Source organism: Amphibacillus sp. Q70, from assembly GCF_052055485.1.
Taxonomy (GTDB): Bacteria; Bacillota; Bacilli; order Bacillales; family Amphibacillaceae; genus Amphibacillus.
The window spans coordinates 2,548,872-2,567,048 of record NZ_CP197171.1 but is presented as its reverse complement, the minus strand read 5'-3'; the positions used below and the strand labels follow the sequence as shown (position 1 = coordinate 2,567,048).

At 36.4% G+C, this 18,177-nt stretch carries 16 protein-coding genes; 13 read left to right on the top strand and 3 right to left on the bottom strand.

Annotation, left to right across the window (positions count from 1 at the left end; translation table 11 throughout):
• Nucleotides 1-385: 385 nt before the first annotated feature.
• A complete protein-coding gene (locus ACS127_RS11360; RefSeq protein ID WP_440895161.1) occupies nt 386-547 on the bottom strand; it encodes a Spo0E family sporulation regulatory protein-aspartic acid phosphatase in 162 nt (53 codons plus the stop codon).
• A 482-nt stretch (nt 548-1,029) separates the two neighbouring features.
• Between ACS127_RS11360 and lepB the strand changes: the two genes are divergently transcribed.
• The 8 genes from lepB to spoVAE all read left to right on the top strand — a co-directional run bounded on the left by lepB (nt 1,030) and on the right by spoVAE (nt 8,225).
• Nucleotides 1,030-1,551: a signal peptidase I gene (lepB, locus tag ACS127_RS11355; protein ID WP_440895160.1), complete on the top strand. Its 522-nt coding sequence runs from the start codon at nt 1,030-1,032 to the stop codon at nt 1,549-1,551.
• Between the two features lie 15 nt (nt 1,552-1,566).
• Nucleotides 1,567-2,709, top strand: coding sequence for a zinc-ribbon domain-containing protein (locus ACS127_RS11350; RefSeq protein ID WP_440895159.1), 1,143 nt, complete (start codon nt 1,567-1,569; stop codon nt 2,707-2,709).
• Between the two features lie 18 nt (nt 2,710-2,727).
• Nucleotides 2,728-3,852 (top strand): S1C family serine protease, encoded by a 1,125-nt coding sequence (locus tag ACS127_RS11345; RefSeq protein WP_440895158.1) that lies wholly within the window; start codon nt 2,728-2,730, stop codon nt 3,850-3,852.
• An 88-nt stretch (nt 3,853-3,940) separates the two neighbouring features.
• On the top strand, nt 3,941-4,672 hold the full coding sequence (locus tag ACS127_RS11340; protein ID WP_440895157.1) for a hypothetical protein: 732 nt from the start codon (nt 3,941-3,943) through the stop codon (nt 4,670-4,672).
• Between the two features lie 1,262 nt (nt 4,673-5,934).
• On the top strand, nt 5,935-6,393 hold the full coding sequence (locus ACS127_RS11335) for a YhcN/YlaJ family sporulation lipoprotein (protein WP_440895156.1): 459 nt from the start codon (nt 5,935-5,937) through the stop codon (nt 6,391-6,393).
• Between the two features lie 12 nt (nt 6,394-6,405).
• Nucleotides 6,406-6,867: a stage V sporulation protein AC gene (gene spoVAC, locus ACS127_RS11330; protein WP_440895155.1), complete on the top strand. Its 462-nt coding sequence runs from the start codon at nt 6,406-6,408 to the stop codon at nt 6,865-6,867.
• The gene (gene spoVAD, locus ACS127_RS11325; RefSeq protein WP_440895154.1) at nt 6,864-7,874 is read left to right on the top strand and encodes a stage V sporulation protein AD; all 1,011 of its coding nucleotides are present in this window, start codon (nt 6,864-6,866) and stop codon (nt 7,872-7,874) included. The genes spoVAC and spoVAD overlap by 4 nt, the downstream gene beginning before the upstream one ends.
• Nucleotides 7,875-8,225 carry a stage V sporulation protein AE gene (gene spoVAE, locus ACS127_RS11320; RefSeq protein WP_440895153.1) on the top strand — a complete coding sequence of 117 codons (351 nt, stop codon included), beginning with the start codon at nt 7,875-7,877 and terminating at the stop codon, nt 8,223-8,225.
• Nucleotides 8,226-8,378: 153 nt separating this feature from the next.
• Here spoVAE and ACS127_RS11315 read toward each other — a convergent pair whose 3' ends face one another.
• Complete coding sequence (locus ACS127_RS11315; protein WP_440895152.1) at nt 8,379-10,151, bottom strand: M3 family oligoendopeptidase; 1,773 nt, start codon at nt 10,149-10,151, stop codon at nt 8,379-8,381.
• A gap of 61 nt (nt 10,152-10,212) precedes the next feature.
• Entirely contained in the window at nt 10,213-10,674 is a 462-nt protein-coding gene (locus ACS127_RS11310) for a DUF6884 domain-containing protein (RefSeq protein ID WP_440895151.1), read from the bottom strand.
• A 498-nt stretch (nt 10,675-11,172) separates the two neighbouring features.
• Here ACS127_RS11310 and ilvD point away from each other — a divergent pair, with 498 nt between their 5' ends.
• The 5 genes from ilvD to ACS127_RS11285 all read left to right on the top strand — a co-directional run bounded on the left by ilvD (nt 11,173) and on the right by ACS127_RS11285 (nt 18,165).
• Nucleotides 11,173-12,840 (top strand): dihydroxy-acid dehydratase, encoded by a 1,668-nt coding sequence (gene ilvD, locus ACS127_RS11305; protein ID WP_440895150.1) that lies wholly within the window; start codon nt 11,173-11,175, stop codon nt 12,838-12,840.
• A 462-nt stretch (nt 12,841-13,302) separates the two neighbouring features.
• Entirely contained in the window at nt 13,303-15,024 is a 1,722-nt protein-coding gene (ilvB, locus tag ACS127_RS11300; RefSeq protein WP_440895149.1) for a biosynthetic-type acetolactate synthase large subunit, read from the top strand.
• Entirely contained in the window at nt 15,021-15,545 is a 525-nt protein-coding gene (ilvN, locus tag ACS127_RS11295; protein WP_440895148.1) for an acetolactate synthase small subunit, read from the top strand. Before ilvB ends, ilvN begins: the two co-directional genes overlap by 4 nt.
• 78 nt (nt 15,546-15,623) lie before the next feature.
• On the top strand, nt 15,624-16,655 hold the full coding sequence (gene ilvC, locus ACS127_RS11290; RefSeq protein WP_440895147.1) for a ketol-acid reductoisomerase: 1,032 nt from the start codon (nt 15,624-15,626) through the stop codon (nt 16,653-16,655).
• The gene (locus tag ACS127_RS11285) at nt 16,642-18,165 is read left to right on the top strand and encodes a 2-isopropylmalate synthase (protein WP_440895146.1); all 1,524 of its coding nucleotides are present in this window, start codon (nt 16,642-16,644) and stop codon (nt 18,163-18,165) included. Before ilvC ends, ACS127_RS11285 begins: the two co-directional genes overlap by 14 nt.
• The last annotated feature ends 12 nt before the right edge of the window (nt 18,166-18,177 follow it).

The window sequence follows — 18,177 nt, the reverse complement described above, 5'->3', positions numbered from 1 at the left end:
CACATACGAAAGTAAGGTGTAACATTTCTTTTTAATTAAATAGGAAATAACCGGACGAATGAAAATAAATAGGAGGAAAAAACTAATAAAAAGAATCGTGAACATAATTATTTTTTCTGAAAAACCTAAAATAAGTAACTGTTGATAAATGGTTCGAAACATATCTTCTTCCCTCCCTTCATTCTCCATCGTAACCATTTTTTAAATTCAATATACTTTTAACAAAGATCTCAGCTCACAAAAGGCATTGCCAGTTAACCTAAAAAGATAGAAGCAAAAAGAAACACGATCTAAAAGCCGATTAAAAACGACTTTAGACCGCGATAAACAATTGAATATATGTCGGCTTAAATTCTTCACTAACGTTATTTGACAAAGAACCTCTTTAATCATTTAAACCTTTTATCTTTTCATATTGATTTAATAGGTCATCTAGTTCTCTACTGATTTCAATGGATTCGCTGCTTGATAAACCTTTATCAATAGCAACCTCGATCATACTACGTCGTAAATGTTCAATTCTAGCTAACAAATTTGATACATCCAATCGAGTTACCTCCAGTCCTTTCTATAAGTTAATTTTAACATAACAACCAAAATATAATAACCTTTTAAGGTTTCTTTAATTTCTATTTCTATCCCTGCTAAATTACTAATAAATATGATAAACTAATAGAAGTTGTTCAAAAATCCAACGAAAATGATACATCGAAAACAGACAGGTTTCGACTAACGATCGACACATTGTGGGATTGGGCTCAGAATTAAGAAAGGTACTTATTCTTGTACTATCGGAACAAGATAAGATTTTATTAAGGATAATATCAGCAAAACTAAACTTTTATCTCCACAACAAGCGAGAAGCTCGTGGGCAATGGCGAAACTCCTGTTAATATCACTTGCATCTTACATATTTTAGATCTCAAGACATTGTAAACATAGTTCCCACAGTCTTTTATACCCTTTTTTGAACACAAACTTATCGTAACAAAAAGCGTCTAATGTTATTAGAGAAAGGTTATTTTATTCATGAAAGTAAAAGTATCTACTCATTTAACCAAAATTGGAAAAATAATTTTAATTATTTTCCTTATTATATTATTTATTCGATTATTTATCTTCTCTTTTGCTCAAATTATTGGGGAAAGTATGGCGCCAACAATTCAAAATGAGCAATGGATCATCACCAACCATCTCGCCTATTCGTTAAATGAACCAGAACGCGGAGACATTGTCACTATTGATTATAATGGAGAAAGGTATATTAAACGAATCATCGGTTTACCAAATGAGACGATTGAAATAACCGATCAACAGTTATATATTGACGGGATTCCTTACGAACAAGTATTTATCACTGATAGAAATAGTTTTTGGACACATGATATCCCCAAAACTGAAATACCTAATCACTCCTACTATGTTCTAGGTGATAATCGTCGTATAAGTAAAGACAGTCGCAATGCTCTCGGGTTTATTGCAAAGTCCAATATTATTGGACGTGCTGAATTTATTATTTATCCTTTTTCAGATTGGCAAGTCATCTACTAAAAGGAGGTGCTTTAAATGGGTTACTGTCCACATTGCGGTTCAAAAGTCTATCCAGATGAAATATTTTGTGTGAATTGTGGTGAGAATCTGCCTAATAATATAGCGGATAGATTGTTTACAAAAAAGTGGCACTTTAAACATTTTCTAATTCCTTTAACATTACTCGTAATCATGGTTGGCTTATCAATAGTTATATATACTGCTTCTCGATTACAAATAAATTCAGCCAAAGCTCACTATTTTAATGCTGAAGAGGCTCTTCTCCTTTCTGATTATGAACTAGCGAATGAACAAGTAAAAAAAGCTATAGAGTCCTATCCCGCCTTTAGCGAAGCAAGACTCTTGCATCAGTTTACGAATTTTTCTGTTGAAACATTGGATAGTCTATCCGATATAGATACTGAACAAGATCAATTACAACTTATCTTACAAGCAAAAAATGAATTAACCCATTATTCTGGGGAATCAGCCATTCAATTTCAAGAACAATTGATGAATAAACAAACAGAAATCCAACTATCCATGGTGAAAAGTAAGTTAGAAGCAAATCCACCGATAGATGATTTACCTGCTTTGCTTTGGGAAGCTGATAGTATTCAAGATCCGGAAGCGTATGATTTAGTTCGATCGATAAGAGATCAACTTATTACACACTCAGCTGATCAAGCTTACGCCTATTTAGACCAAAATCAATTTACGCTAGCACAGAGTATGGTTGAAAATGGCTTGTACTACTTACCAAATGATGAAAAACTTACAAGTTTATTAAGTTCAATTGAAAAAGAAAAAATAGCTTTTGAGATGGCTCAAGAAGAGCGATTAGAACAAGCCTTTTCCCAATATGAAGCAGAGCAAGAAGTAAACGAAAATGATGCCCTTGATGAGGTCTCAATTGAATTTGAAATAGATAGTCGTGGCCATTTAGTCGTTTTTGGTGAAATTACTAGTGTAGCAACAATCCCGATTCATGCTGTCTTGATTCATTATACTATTTTCGATGCGGATCATTCTGAGTTAGAATCGAATGAAATATTTATTTATCCAGAAACCTTATATCCTGGTGAGATCGGTCAATTTGATCATATACATTTTGATGATCAGATAATTGAAGAAGCTGACGATGTTCAAATTACATCGATTACATGGTTACTCAATTAAAAATTTGGAGGTTAACCCATGACAAAAAGTCAAAAGTTGATTATTGCCTTATCTAGCCTCTTAATTTTAATTTTCGGCCTCGTATTTAACTATTTTTTATATCAAAACCTATACGAACAAGAAATTGAAATTGGAGAACAATTAGTTTTATATGATGATGCCTCAATAATGTCCGATAATTTACAACATACGATTCATGAAACGCAAAAAAGTATTGTTCAAATAAATGTTGAAACAGATGAAACTAATCGTGTAGGTTCAGGATTTCTATACAATTCACGTGGAGATATTGTTACAAATGCTCATGTAATAAGTGATGCTATTTCAATAGAAGTGACAATGTCAAATGCAGAAACTTATCCCGCCGCCATCGTGGGAATTGGTGAAGAAGAAGATATTGCCGTTATTCGAGTCCCACAATTAATCAACCAAAAACCAATTGAATTAGAAACAACCGAGCGGCTTTTACCAGGTTCAGAAATCATTGCAGTTGGGAGCCCATTAGGTTTTCATAATACCGTCACAATTGGGATTATTTCAGGGATTGATCGATCCTTTGATATCAATGGTTATACTTATGATAATGTGTATCAAATCTCAGCAAACATCACACATGGCAATAGTGGTGGACCGTTGATTGATCGACAAACAGGAAAAGTTATTGGCATAAATTCTGCTGGTATTGAAGAAAGTGATATTGGTTTTAGTATACCGATACCTGCTATTATTGATCAAGTAACAGAATGGTCTACCTCAACCACCAATGAGCAGTTAACTTTTCCTACTAGTGTCAAAGCAGTAACCACTGATCCTGATATTTTACGAGAGGAAGCTACATACTTAGTTCATTATTTTATCGATAGTTTAGCGATTCATGATTATATTAATGCCTACACCTTGCTTGGAAGCGAGCTTCAAAGTGAAATAGATTATCCAAGCTTTCGATCTGAGTACCTGCATTTAAAGAATATTTCTTTATTAAATGAAGAAGAAAAAAATATAACTCAAGAGTTTATTGATCTTATCGTCACAATTGAATATGATAATGCGACAGCTCAAGACGAAACTAATGTAATGACTTACTTATTTACAATTGGTTATGAAAATGACCAATTAAAAATTTTAAATTTTCAAGTTGAATAGAAGGCTTAACTTGTTCTTCAATTAGTGAAAAGTCCTAGCTTCCACTACTTGAAATATAATAAAACCTGATTGAAAGGATGACCCTTTGGTGAAAAAACGTTTATTTTCCCTTATCTTTGTTATTTTATCTTTATTAGTCGCCTGTTCTAAACAACAGCCCATTATTATTCAAGAAGATATAAATGCTAAAGATGAGGAAGCAATCACACTTGTTGAAGAAGAACATGATGAAGATCAAGAACCTCAACAATTTCTGGAATTTACCCTTTCTAATCAACAAGTGACTTTAAACATCGACCAAATCCCGGTCTTATCAAATTACTTAAAACAGCATACTGATAGTAATAAAGCTATTCAAGAGATGCAACTTATTCAAATCATGCAAGATGAATATGATTCACTTTTTCTTTTAAGTTTTGCTTGTCAAAAAGAATCATGTTCATATCTGCTCTTAGATACTGAATCAGAGCAATCACACTTATTAGCTGATCAAGCAAAAATGGTCAGTATAGATCCTTCTCCTGATCTTTCTAATATATTATTTATCTTTGAACGCAGCCTCCCTGATAAACCATGGGACATTAATAAGTTAGTTGTTTATAATATTGAAGATTGGGTTGAAGTAACTTTAACAGAAGATAATAATCATTTAATTTCTTTATATACCTTTCGCTGGCCGATCCTTAATGCAAACTGGCTAAATGATGATGAGATTAAAATACAGCTACCCGATATAAACAAAGCAACCAATCCTGCTTTAGAAGAATGGTATTCAACAGATAACCAACCTAAAAAAGAAATGATCACTATTATTAATTAGAGATTGGAGAATAGCAAAATTGAACTCCCCCCGAATGTTAGCTATAGCTAACATTCGGGGGGAGTTTTTCGACGCACAAGTCTCTTCGGTGGGACGAGTAATCGCAGTCCCAGGACGTCGTGATCTTAGTCTGTATCCCTTAGTCCCACTGATTGGGAGTGGGACTGCGGTTACCAATGTTGTCAGGTTAATAAAATCGATTAAGTAAATCCATTTCAAAATGATAAATCGCATGCTAAGATTCAAATATTAAGAATCGGTGTTTTCCACTACAGGTGGATGCTTTCCGCGGAGATGGTTTCAGCTAACTTTTGTAGCCTAATGCGCTACAAAAGTGGATCTTCAACTCATCTTATTTCCGCTGGAGTCACCACCTTCCGTTCCAATCACCTAAGTGGATCTGTTGTATGGGTGAATCCCATTTTAATTTGGCTTATGTTTAGTTGTCCTTTCTTTCAGATAAGAAAATGATGAAATGGAATCGAGTATCAAATTTAATACAAATGGAAGTCAAACGAGTTAGCTATGGAAAAATACGGAGACTCCTGTGGGAATAGCACAAGGAAGGCTTCATCAGCAATGCATCACACGAAGAAAATTGATTTTTATTTTCGAGGATGAGATTGAGATCCACTTTGACAAGTGTTTTTTTGCTTGGCAAAGTTAGCTCAAGGCAGGCTAACTTCCTCACGTCCTGTGACAAAGCCTGGGACTGCGATTACTCGCCTCACCGAAAACATTTGCATGACCTACGTCCTGTACGCCTCCATGCCCACGGAAAGCGTAGTGTTTTTCCATAGCGGTCGCGCCTTAACCTGACAATATTGCTGCGGTTACTCTCCCCATCGAAACCCGTTGTTGCCTCGAATTTTACGGTCGGTTATCTGTGATAAATGTTACATACAGATAATCCCTTTTAAATCAAACATTTAATTAAATTTTAACGGTTAAAAATACATGTTTGATTTGGAATTGGACAATCTGAATGATATACAACCTTTCCACTTGCTAATCGATAGTTACCTTTTTCAACCGTTCTTTTTCGCGTTAAAGATTGTGATAACTACAAAGTTGAATTTCTTGGCTCTTTTCTGTAATTATTGATAAATCAAAAGATGAGTTTATTGAACTTTTTCTCTTCTAAGTCCTTTACTTTGTGATTTAAAACCAAAAATGCACTTAAACAGGAAGTATTTTGTTTATTTTTATTGAATAAAAAATGCGCTTTTTCAAAAGCTATCTGATAAAAGAGGTGATAAAACATGTTGAAATCTAAAAAATATTATTTTGTTGCTCTATCCCTTTCCTTTCTTCTGTTTGGTTGTTCTAATAAGCAAGCACTTGACCCATCTACAGTCGAACAGCCAAATATACAGTATATTAGTCACACCAATGAACAAGGAAACGAGATCAATCAAGCTGTTGATAATCATTTTGACCAAGTCACTGATTTAACAAGTATCACTTATGATGATGAAATAATCATGGCAGTCAAGGTTGACCAGCTATCACAATTTAATGAACAGAAAATTGCCAAAGAGATTGAATCGTTTATTGAGAATTCAAATTCAAAAATCAAAGCAAAAGTATCCTCTGATTATAAAATATTCCTTGAAATCGATCGATTAAAAGATAAAGCGATCAATCAAAACCTAGCTAACAGTGACTTCAATAAAGAATTTGAGCAAATTAAAAAATTAATTAAAAAGCCAAAAGAATAGAAGGTGATTGTTATGTTAACAACAAATAAGCAAAACTATCAGCAAATCGCAACTGATCGGGAAAAAAAACGACCGCTTTTACAAAATTGTATACGAGCATTTCTTGTTGGAGGTACGATTTGTCTAATTGGTCAATGCATTAGTTTTTTTTACATGTACTTCTTTGATTTCACTGAGGAAACAGTTGGTGATCCAACAACGGCAACACTTATTTTTATTACGATGATTCTAACAGGCTTAGGCATATATGATAAGATTGCTCAATTTGCTGGAGCTGGAAGTGCAGTCCCAGTGACCGGGTTTGGTAATGCTGTTATTTCAGCTGCCATTGAGCATCGTAGTGAGGGATTTGTTCAAGGGGTTGGCGGAAATATGTTCAAACTAGCAGGGTCAGTCATTTTATTTGGGGTCTTCTCTGCATTTATCGTGGCGCTGATTAAAACAGCACTAATCAGTTTAGGGGTGATTGGATGAAAATAGGAAAACAAAGCTGGATCTTTCAACAAAAACCAGTCATTACTTCAACGGCAACAGTTGCTGGACCCTATGAAGGAAAAGGGAAATTAGCAAAGGAAATTGATCTTTTGCATAAAGATTTATATATGAACCAACCAACCTATGAACAAGCTCATCAACAAATAATCGAGGACGCTACCAAACTAACGGTTCAAAAAGCAAAGTTACGTTTTCAAGATATTGATTTTTTCATTAGTGGCGATTTGATTAATCAAATGACACCTACCAATTTTGCCGCTCGAACACATAAAATACCGTTTATCGGACTTTTCAATGCTTGTGCTACATCAACTGGTGGACTTGCTCTTGCCGCATTGATTGTCAATAGCAAGAGTGGCAACCATGTCATAACAGGCTCTGCTAGTCATAATGCAGCTGTTGAAAAACAGTTTCGTTATCCAACAGAATATGGAGCGCAAAAACCACCTACAGCTCAATGGACGGTGACTGGTGGTGGATTTGGTCTAGTCAGCCAAACGGGGACAGGTCCTGTCATCACTCGAGCGACTATTGGACGCGTAATGGATTTAAATCAATCAGATCCTTTCAATATGGGAGCTGCCATGGCTCCTGCTGCTGCAGATACAATTTTAAGTCACTTAAATGATCATCAACTATCTATCGATCATTATGATTTAGTTGTTACAGGTGATTTAGGTTCCATCGGACGAAATTTATTGATCGATCTATTAAAGAAAGAACAAATCTACATTGAAGAAGAAAAGCTGGTTGACGCTGGTTTATCTATTTATGAAAAAAATCAAAATGTTTTTGCTGGTGGAAGTGGTGCAGGTAGCTCTTCCTTATATTTATACAGTAAGCTCATTAATGATTTAAAAAACAAAAATTTAAATCGTATCCTAATGGTGGCTACTGGATCACTATTATCACCTCTTTCAACATTGCAAAAACAATCTATTCCTGTTATTGCACATGCTGTTGCGATAGAAAGTGAGGGGAACTAAATGGTTTTTCTATGGGCATTTGTAGTTGGTGGCGCTATTTGCGTAATCGGGCAACTCATTATGGATGTTTTTAAACAAACACCTGGCTTTACCTTGAGTTTCCTTGTCGTTGCAGGCGCTATTTTGGATGGACTTGGATTATATGAACCCTTAATTGATTTTGCTGGAGCTGGTGCAACTGTTCCGATCACAAGCTTTGGTAATTCCCTCGTTCACGGAGCATTACAAGAAGCTGAACAATTCGGTATTATCGGGGTGGCAACAGGTATGTTTGAAGTCACAAGTGCAGGTATTTCAGCTGCCATTATCTTTGCTATGATCGGTGCAATATTTTTCAAACCCAAAGGCTAATCTCTTTTGTGTTCATTAAGTATTTTACGCAAAGTCATTGTCAAAAATAAACTGAGCCACCAAATGAGATAACCCCTTTGATGGCTCAGTAATCAATCAGGAAAAGCTAAATATATTTTAATTATTAAACGAACAAGTGAGCTAACTATCAGCTCATTTATTTGTTAAGGTTAAAAATTGTTCGACATCGGCAATACATAGGTCAATCGCATTTTGCCAAAAATCAGGTTTTTCCAAATCAACATTTAAATGTTTTTTCGCTAAATCCTCAACAGTCATTCTCCCAGTATCTTGAAGTAAAGCATCATAGAAATGAGCAAAATTCTCTTTATCTGATTTTGCATAAGCATAGATACCTAAGCTAAAGAGATAACCAAATGTATACGGAAAGTTATAAAACGGAACATCTGTAATATGAAAATGAAGTTTGGAAGCCCAGAATAACGGATGATAACTTGACAATTGGTCCCCATAGGCTTCTTTTTGTGCTGATTCCATTATTTGATTAAGCTGCTCAGTAGATACAAAGCCCTCTTTACGAGCCTCATAAAAACGAGTTTCAAATAAAAAGCGTGCATGAATATTCATAAAGAAAGCAATGCTTCGTTGAATTTTATCTTCAATAAGGAGTAATCGCTCTTCTTCTGTTTCTGCTGCTTCCACAGCTGCATCAGCAACTATCATCTCTGCCAAGGTTGAGGCTGTTTCAGCTACGTTCATGGCATAGCTTTGATTTAATTGATCAACTTCATCCATAACATGTTGGTGATAACCATGGCCAAGTTCATGTGCTAAAGTTGCTACATTCGAAGCTGTACCTGAATAAGTCATAAATATTCTTGTTTCTTTGCTTCTAGGAAAACTTGTGCAAAAACCACCCGGTCGTTTTCCTGGTCGATCTTCTGCTTCTATCCAGCTTTTCTCAAAGGCATGTGTGGCGAAATTTGCCATTCGCTCACTAAACGAGCCAAACTGATTTACTATCACTTCCGCTGCTTCTTGATAACTAACCTCTTTTGTCTCCTGAGAAATGGGCGCTTCTAAATCATACCAAGCCAGCTTATCAAGATTTAACTGTTCAGCTTTACGTTGTAAATACTGATAAAAAGCTGGTTTATTCTTCGTAATGGTCTCCCACATTGTCATTAACGTTTGTTTTGTCATACGATTATACGTTAACGGTTCTTTTAATACATCATCCCAATTTCGATGAGCATAAGTTTGCAACCTAAATCCAGCTAAATGATTTAATGTATCAGTAAATAAATCAGCTTGATTCTGCCAAACTTGTTCTAACTTATCAAAAGCTAATTCTCGTACTTGTCGATCGGAACTATTTAATTTATTCTCAAGTTGTCCTATCGATATATCTTGCCCTTCCCATTCGACTGACATCTTACCTACAATGGTATCATACATTTCCCCCCAACCATGATAGCCATCGATTTCTAGGTCAGTTATCAATTGTTCTTGTTCTTCTGGTAATTTTTCACGAGCTTGATCTCGTAATTCATTAAGAACAAATAAAATGGGCTTAATACTCTCATCCTGTTGCCATGCTTCCCATGTTTGGTTATTAACCCTAGATAAAGCAAAGCTAAATTTAGTTATTAGTTTTTGATAAACAGCAGCAAGTTGATTTCGTTGGCCAACTAATTGTTTCGCAGGCTTATCATTGACATCTTGTGCTGTTAAACAACTTATAAATGCACCAATCTCACCAATATGCACTTCAATCTGTTTAATCGTATCTGTGATTTTAACTAATTGATCTTGTTCTTGCTTTTCAGCAAAGGGAGCCATCTGTTGAGCAAGCCTATCCAATAAATCTTTGGCTTCTTCGATATAATTAACTAATTCCTCTGACTGACTCCCACCACTAAAGATATTCTCTAAGTTCCATCTAAGTGATAAATTACTTTTCATCATCATTCTCCTTTCATTAAACTATATTTTACCCTATTTTTTCGATTTTCGAAATAAATACTCATTTATGCAGGGGTTGCTTATTAATTATCGCTTGTTTTAAACGGTGTTGCATTTCACCAATTCCTTTGGTTCCAAGTAAGGGGAAAACTAACTTACTCACTTGATCAAAGGTTTGTTCAACAATAGCCTTATGCTTCTTTCCCGTTAAAACAATAATTTGATCATACGCTTGTAATTTTTTCTCTCCAATTTGTTTTAGCAATTGTTCTTTAGAAATGATTGCTTCTCCTTGTGACATGCCAAAAGTCAAATCATAATTTCCCTCAATCATTTCGTCAGGAAAGCAATAACCATATTTTGCCGACAAAATAACCCATTGATCACAAAATATTTCCGCATACTGTCTTGTCAAACGATGTAAAGTCCCAACGTATACTTCCCTCACTACTTCTCTTCCCCTAGTTGAATCAAGATCCCAAATCTTTTTTTTACCACATGGAAGAATGGCTAATTTGCTCATTACCTCTCACCTCAATTTCTTTTATTGTAACTTAAATGCTCAATTTTTGTAGCAAATTTGCCTAGCTAAAGTTATAAACCCTATCTTCTGATCACTAACGTTGCATAAACCTTTTTGATTGATGTCAAATTTGTCAAACAGACCTAGAGGGAGCAGGCTTTAGCTTGCCCTATCACACCTTCGCGTGACCTTCTCCTTGACGTGAGTTTTATTTTTTTATGTAGCGGCATTGTCTTTTGATAGAAAAAAATATCAAGTACAACTTCAATTAATTATTTGGAAAAAATAGCATTATATTGTGTATCTCGAAAGCCAGATAAATAAAAAATAACCATTTAACAAAAAAATCAGAAAATTTTCACTAAACCAGTTGACCATTATTCAATTTGGATGTATGATTGTCGACAACCAATAATTTTTTTACTATTTAGACAAATAAATAAATTTCATTATTTCAGTTTAGTCGTCGGTGATAGTAATTGTGAGGAGCGTAGACAATTGAGAAGTGACATGATAAAAACAGGAATGGATCGTGCTCCCCATCGAAGTCTTTTACATGCAACTGGAGTAAAAACAAAAGATTTAGGCAAACCATTTATTGGGGTCTGTAACTCTTATGTAGATATTATTCCTGGTCATAGGCATTTAAATAAGTTTGCTGAAGTTGTAAAAGAGGCTATCCGGGAAGCTGGTGGGATTCCTTTTGAATTTAATACAATTGGTGTTGATGATGGTATTGCAATGGGACATATCGGGATGCGTTATTCCCTACCTAGTCGAGAGATCATTGCTGACAGTGCAGAAACAGTCATCAACGCACACTGGTTCGATGGCGTTTTCTATATTCCAAATTGTGATAAAATCACACCCGGTATGCTAATGGCTTCAGTTAGAACAAATGTCCCGTCCGTTTTCGTCTCTGGCGGACCCATGGAAGGCGGTGTATCGCCTGATGGTGAACACCTCTCACTGATGTCTATGTTTGAAGGAGTTGGCGCCGTACATTCAGGTAATATGACTGAACAAGAGTTAAAAGAACTTGAAACACTAGCTTGCCCAACATGTGGTTCATGTTCAGGTATGTTTACCGCAAATTCCATGAATTCATTGATGGAAATGCTCGGTGTAACGATTCCGGGAAATGGAACAATCGTTGCTACGTCTGATGAGCGACATGAACTTATTTATCAAGCAGCCCATCATCTCATCGATTTAATTAAAAAAGATATTAAACCACGTGATATTATTACAAAAGATACCATTGATGATGCTTTTGCTTTAGATATGGCGATGGGTGGTTCAACAAATACCGTTCTTCATACGTTGGCAATTGCAAATGAAGCTGGCATTGATTATGATTTAAAACGCATTAATGAGATTGCTGAGCGCGTCCCTTATTTAGCTAAGATAAGCCCTGCTTCTGATTACACCATGCATGATGTTCATCTTGCAGGAGGAGTTAGTGCAATTATTCGGGAACTCTGTCGTCTTGATGATGTCATTCATAAAGATCGAATCACAGTCACTGGAAAGACAATCTATGAAAATGTGAAAAATCAGCAGATAAAAAATGAACGTGTGATTCATCCCATTGAAAATCCATATAGCCCAGTAGGAGGTTTATCCATACTATATGGAAATATTGCCCCTAATGGAGCTGTCATTAAAGTAGGTGCGGTCGATCCGTCAATCAAACGTTTTGTTGGTAAAGCTGTCGTTTTCGAATCACAGGATGAAGCTCAAGCAGGGATTAATGATGGAACGGTAAAAGCTGGCGATGTCGTTGTTATCCGTTATGAAGGACCAAAAGGTGGACCAGGGATGCCTGAAATGTTAGCACCCACAGCTGCTATTGCTGGTAGAGAACTAGATAAAGAGGTTGCTTTAATCACTGATGGTCGTTTTTCAGGTGCTTCACGAGGCATTTCAATTGGACATATTTCACCTGAAGCTCAAGAAGGCGGACCTATAGCATTAGTTGAAACAGGTGATGAAATCATCATTGACTTACCTGCCCGAACGATTGAATTATCGGTTAGCGATAATGAGCTAGAAAAAAGACGAACGACATGGGTTAAACCAGAACCAAAGATCAATACTGGTTATTTAGGTAAATATGCTAAACTGGTGACATCTGCTAATACTGGTGGAATCATGGACTTTTAATAAATCAACAGGAAATAATTTTTACAATTATAATATAGTTATAAGAACAGTTGAGAAAATAAGTTAGTCAAGATTTCTAAAAATTCACATATCATTAGATTACGATGATAAGATAAAAAGAATAAAACCCATGTATTGACAGAGAGCCGGGGTTGCTGGAAGCCCGGAAATACATTTATTCTGACATCGTCTTTGAGTAGTTAAATTGAACGGAACTTTTCCTTTTAGATTTAACCGGGTCTCACTTTTTTAGACCCGTTATCAAATAGAGTCAGGCTACTGACTTAATGAGATTTCGTCTTAAAGACGAAGTGAATCAGGGTGGTACCGTGAAAAGTTAAGATCTTTTCTCCCTTGTAATACTGCAGACATCTGTAGATTATTTAGAGAGAAATGGTCTTTTTTATTATATGAAACTTATCCATTCAATTTACATTTATTATAATTTAGGAGGGATTTAAAATGGCTAAATCAGTTAACATGGAACAAGACACCGCAACAGGCCCTAAGACAGGATCTGATCTGTTAATTGAAGCATTACTTGAAGCTGATGTTAAGACATTATTCGGTTACCCTGGTGGCGCCGTTCTACCTATTTTTGACGCTTTGTTTAAAAAGAGGAGCCATTTCGATCAAGTATTAGCTCGACATGAGCAAGGATCGATTCATGCTGCTGAGGGATATGCTCGAATTTCTGGAAAACCAGGAGTTGTCATCGCAACATCTGGTCCGGGTGCAACTAATCTCGTAACAGGTATAGCAGATGCAATGATGGATTCACTTCCACTTGTTATTTTTACCGGGCAGGTTGCTCAAAACGTAATTGGAACAGATGCTTTTCAAGAAGCAGATGTTATGGGAATTACAACCCCGATTACCAAGCATAATTATCAAGTACGGCAAATTAACGATTTGCCTCGAATCATTAAAGAGGCCTTTCATATCGCAACGTCAGGTCGTCCGGGGCCAGTATTAATTGATATCCCTAAAGACATCGCAGCCAATCCATGCGCGGATTCATACGATAGTTCCTTTACATTACCTGGATATCAGCCTAAAATTAATCCAAACCCTAACCAGGTAAAAAAATTGAAAGAGGCACTTGTTAGTTCAAATAAACCTGTTATTTTAGCGGGTGCAGGTATTCAATTTGCTAAGGCATCAGAACTATTGATTGCTTTTGCTGAGAAACATAGAATTCCAGTTGTTAACACATTGCAAGGTTTGGGGACTTTTCCTGGTAATCATGAGCTTTTCTTAGGTATGGGTGGGATGCATGGAACGTATGCAGCGAATATGGCGCTCTATGAAACTGATCTTCTAATCAACATTGGGTCACGCTTTGATGATCGATTGACGGGGAACCTTGATCATTTCTCCCCATCAGCAATTGTCGCTCATATTGATATCGATCCTGCTGAAATCGGTAAAAATGTTAATACTCATATTCCTATTGTTGGTGATGCAAAATTCGTTTTAGAGGAAATGGATAAACAAATTGATCAAACACCTGATTTTTCAAAGTGGGATGAACATGTACAGAACCAAAAAGAAACTTTCCCATTATGGTATAACCAGCCTAAGAAAGATATGATTGGTCAATATGTTATTGAAAAGGTTTATCAAGAAACAAAAGGAACTGCAATTGTGACGACTGATGTTGGGCAACATCAAATGTGGTCAGCTCAATACTACAAATTTAATAAGCCAAATCGCTGGGTAAGCTCTGGCGGGCTTGGGACTATGGGTTTTGGCTTCCCAGCTTCAATTGGTGCTCAGCTGGCTGCACCAGATGATCTCGTGATTGCAATTGTTGGTGATGGCGGTTTTCAAATGACGTTACAGGAAATGTCTATCTTACAAGAAAGACGTCTCCCAATCAAGATCGTTATTGTTAATAATGAAGCGCTTGGCATGGTTAGACAATGGCAAGAAGAATTCTATTCTGAACGCTATTCTGAATCCATTTTTAATATTCAACCTGATTTCGTTAAGCTTGCTGAAGCTTACCAAATCAAAGGTGTTAGAATCGATACGAAAGAGGACTTTGATCAGCAACTTCCTAGCTTATTAGCAGATGATGGACCTGTTCTTATCGATGCACGTGTACTCCAACAAGAAAATGTTTATCCAATGATCGCGCCAGGTAAAGGATTACATGAGATGATAGGGGTGAAACCATGAAGCGAATCATAACAGCAAAAGTAAGAAACCGCAGTGGTGTCTTAAATCGAATTACTGGCTTATTACAAAAACGGCAATTTAATATTGATAGTATTTCAGTTGGTCGCACTGAACAAGAGGGCATGTCCCGAATTACTTTTATTGTTGATGTCGAAGATTTTCAAAAATTAGAACAAATCACCAAACAACTTAATAAACAAATTGATGTGATTAAAGTTTCTGATATTACCGACAAAGCAATCGTTGCCCGTGAACTGGCATTAATTAAAATTACAAGTAATGCCCAATTACGCTCAGAAATTCAAGGTATCATTGAGCCTTTTCGAGCTACAGTTATTGATGTCAGTAAGGATACGCTTTCTATTCAAGTCACAGGTAAATCGGAAAAAGTTGAGGCCCTGATTGATTTACTAAAGCCTTATGGTATCAAAGATCTTGCTCGTACAGGTGTAACGGCCTTCCTACGTGGTCAACAACCACAATCGAGTCAAGATCAGGCCCCCTTCTCACTCTTAGATTAGGGAAAGCCATTCAATTTACTAGTTAAATGTAGTTTATACATTTACAATAATAATAATATTTGAGAGGAATGATTTTTCATGGCAAAAGTAGTTTATAATAATCAGATTCAAGAGGACGTTCTAAAAGGAAAGAAAATAGCAGTGATTGGATATGGTTCACAAGGTCATGCCCACGCACTTAACTTAAAAGAAAGTGGCTTTGACGTTGTTGTCGGATTGAGAAAAGGTAAATCATGGGATCAAGCCTATGAAGATGGAGTAGATGTAAAGACAGTAGCAGAAGCAAGTAAAGAAGCTGATGTAATCATGATCTTACTCCCAGACGAAATGCAGCCTAAAGTTTATCAAGAAAGTATCGAAGCACATCTTGAAGAAGGCAATGCACTTGTTTTTGCACATGGTTTTAATATTCACTTCAGTCAAATTACACCACCAGAAAATGTGGATGTGTTCTTGGTAGCTCCTAAGGGCCCTGGGCATCTTGTCCGTCGAACATTTGAAGATGGTGCTGGTGTACCTGCTCTCTATGGTATTTATCAAGACTACACTGGAGAAGCCAAAGACCTAGCCTTAGCGTATGCAAAGGGCATTGGCGCCGGTCGTGCTGGTATTCTTGAAACATCCTTCCAAGAAGAAACAGAAACCGATCTTTTTGGAGAGCAAGCTGTCCTTTGTGGTGGTGCAACAAGTCTTGTGAAAGCAGGCTTTGAAACACTAGTAGAAGCTGGCTATCAACCAGAAGTGGCTTATTTCGAATGTATGCATGAGCTTAAATTAATTGTTGACCTAATGTATGAAAATGGACTTGAAGGTATGAGATACTCTATTTCTGATACAGCACAATGGGGAGACTTTGTTTCTGGACCACGTGTGATTAATGCAGAAACAAAAGACCGAATGAAAGATGTGCTAACTGATATCCAAACAGGGAAATTTGCTAAAGATTGGATCGTTGAAAATCAAACAAATCGCCCACAATTTAATGCGATTAATCAAGCCGAAAAAAATCACCAAATTGAAAAGGTAGGTAGAGAACTCCGTGATTTAATGCCATTTGTTAAGCAAAGAGCAAATGCTAAAAAGGAAGTGGTCTCGGATGACTCAAATTAAGATTTTTGACACAACACTTAGAGATGGTGAGCAATCACCCGGTGTTAATTTGAATCAACTTGAAAAATTAGAAATCGCCAAACAACTAGAACGACTAAATGTAGATGTGATGGAAGCAGGATTTCCTGCTTCCTCACAAGGTGATTTTAATGCCGTTGAAAAAATTGCCCAAACGATAACAAAATCAACTGTAACAGCATTAGCAAGAGCAAATAAAAATGATATTGATCAAGCATGGGAAGCGATTAAAGAGGCTAAAAAGCCGAGAATTCACGTGTTTATAGCTACCTCCCCTATTCACATGAAAGACAAATTAAAAAAGACACCAGAAGAAGTGATAGACATTGCTGTTGAAATGGTGAAATATGCTAAAGAAAAGTGTTCAGACGTTGAATGGTCAGCTGAAGATGCTTCACGTTCTGATCTACCCTTTCTAGCAACAATTATTGAAAAAGTCATTGCTGCTGGTGCAACAGTGGTTAATTTACCTGACACGGTTGGCTACACAACCCCTAAAGAATATGGTGAAATGTTTAAATATGTGAAAGAAAATGTCCCTAATATCAATCAAGTGGACCTATCAACCCACTGCCATGACGACTTAGGTATGGCTGTCGCAAACACCATCGCTGGGATTCAAAATGGGGCCACTCAAGTTGAAGGAACCATTAACGGTATTGGTGAACGAGCAGGTAATGTTGCTTTAGAAGAATTGGCTGTTGGCCTTGAAATTAGAAAAGATTTTTATCCTTTTAAAACGCAATTAGTATTAAAAGAAATCAAACGAACGAGTGATATGATTAGTAAATTGACTGGAATGATTGTACCAGGGAATAAAGCTGTTGTTGGACGAAATGCCTTTGCGCATGAATCAGGTATCCACCAAGATGGTGTTTTGAAAAACACGCAAACCTATGAAATTATTACACCTGAGCTTGTCGGTGTTCAATCAAATAATCTCGTGTTAGGAAAGCACTCTGGCCGACATGCTTTTAAAGATCGCATCACCCAACTGGGATTTACTTTGTCTGAAGAAAAAATTTCAGAAGCTTTTAAATCTTTCAAACAATTGACCGATCGCAAAAAAGAAGTGACTGATGACGATCTATTTGTTCTTTTAATGGATATTCAAACGGATGTAAGTCATCGAAAACAGTATCAACTTCATTCATTTCAAGTCCACTATGACTCAGCTCATTCCCCCACTGCTACAGTTACACTTGAAACACCTAGCCAAAAGATCGTAACTGGTGAAAAAAGTGGTGCCGGAAGCGTTGAAGCTCTTTATCATACGATTGAGTCACTTATTGAAGAAAAGGTGCAATTAACAGATTTTACGTTAAGCTCAATTGGCAAAGGTAAAGATGCATTAGCTGAAGTCCATGTTCACTTAAATGTTAACGAACAATCAGTTAGCGGTCGTGGAACAGCACAAGATGTGCTTGAAGCTGCCACACATGCTTTTTTAAATGCAGTCAATCGTATTTTCATTAAGAAAAAGGTTGATTAAGGGGGAAAGAAC

Coding starts and splice junctions, on each gene's coding strand:
- lepB (WP_440895160.1), top strand. CDS start 1,030: ATGAAAGTAAAAGTATCTACTCATTTAACCAAAATTGGAAAAATAATT.
- ACS127_RS11350 (WP_440895159.1), top strand. CDS start 1,567: ATGGGTTACTGTCCACATTGCGGTTCAAAAGTCTATCCAGATGAAATA.
- ACS127_RS11345 (WP_440895158.1), top strand. CDS start 2,728: ATGACAAAAAGTCAAAAGTTGATTATTGCCTTATCTAGCCTCTTAATT.
- ACS127_RS11335 (WP_440895156.1), top strand. CDS start 5,935: ATGTTGAAATCTAAAAAATATTATTTTGTTGCTCTATCCCTTTCCTTT.
- spoVAC (WP_440895155.1), top strand. CDS start 6,406: ATGTTAACAACAAATAAGCAAAACTATCAGCAAATCGCAACTGATCGG.
- spoVAD (WP_440895154.1), top strand. CDS start 6,864: ATGAAAATAGGAAAACAAAGCTGGATCTTTCAACAAAAACCAGTCATT.
- spoVAE (WP_440895153.1), top strand. CDS start 7,875: ATGGTTTTTCTATGGGCATTTGTAGTTGGTGGCGCTATTTGCGTAATC.
- ACS127_RS11315 (WP_440895152.1), bottom strand. CDS start 10,151: ATGAAAAGTAATTTATCACTTAGATGGAACTTAGAGAATATCTTTAGT.
- ACS127_RS11310 (WP_440895151.1), bottom strand. CDS start 10,674: ATGAGCAAATTAGCCATTCTTCCATGTGGTAAAAAAAAGATTTGGGAT.
- ilvB (WP_440895149.1), top strand. CDS start 13,303: ATGGCTAAATCAGTTAACATGGAACAAGACACCGCAACAGGCCCTAAG.
- ilvN (WP_440895148.1), top strand. CDS start 15,021: ATGAAGCGAATCATAACAGCAAAAGTAAGAAACCGCAGTGGTGTCTTA.
- ilvC (WP_440895147.1), top strand. CDS start 15,624: ATGGCAAAAGTAGTTTATAATAATCAGATTCAAGAGGACGTTCTAAAA.
- ACS127_RS11285 (WP_440895146.1), top strand. CDS start 16,642: ATGACTCAAATTAAGATTTTTGACACAACACTTAGAGATGGTGAGCAA.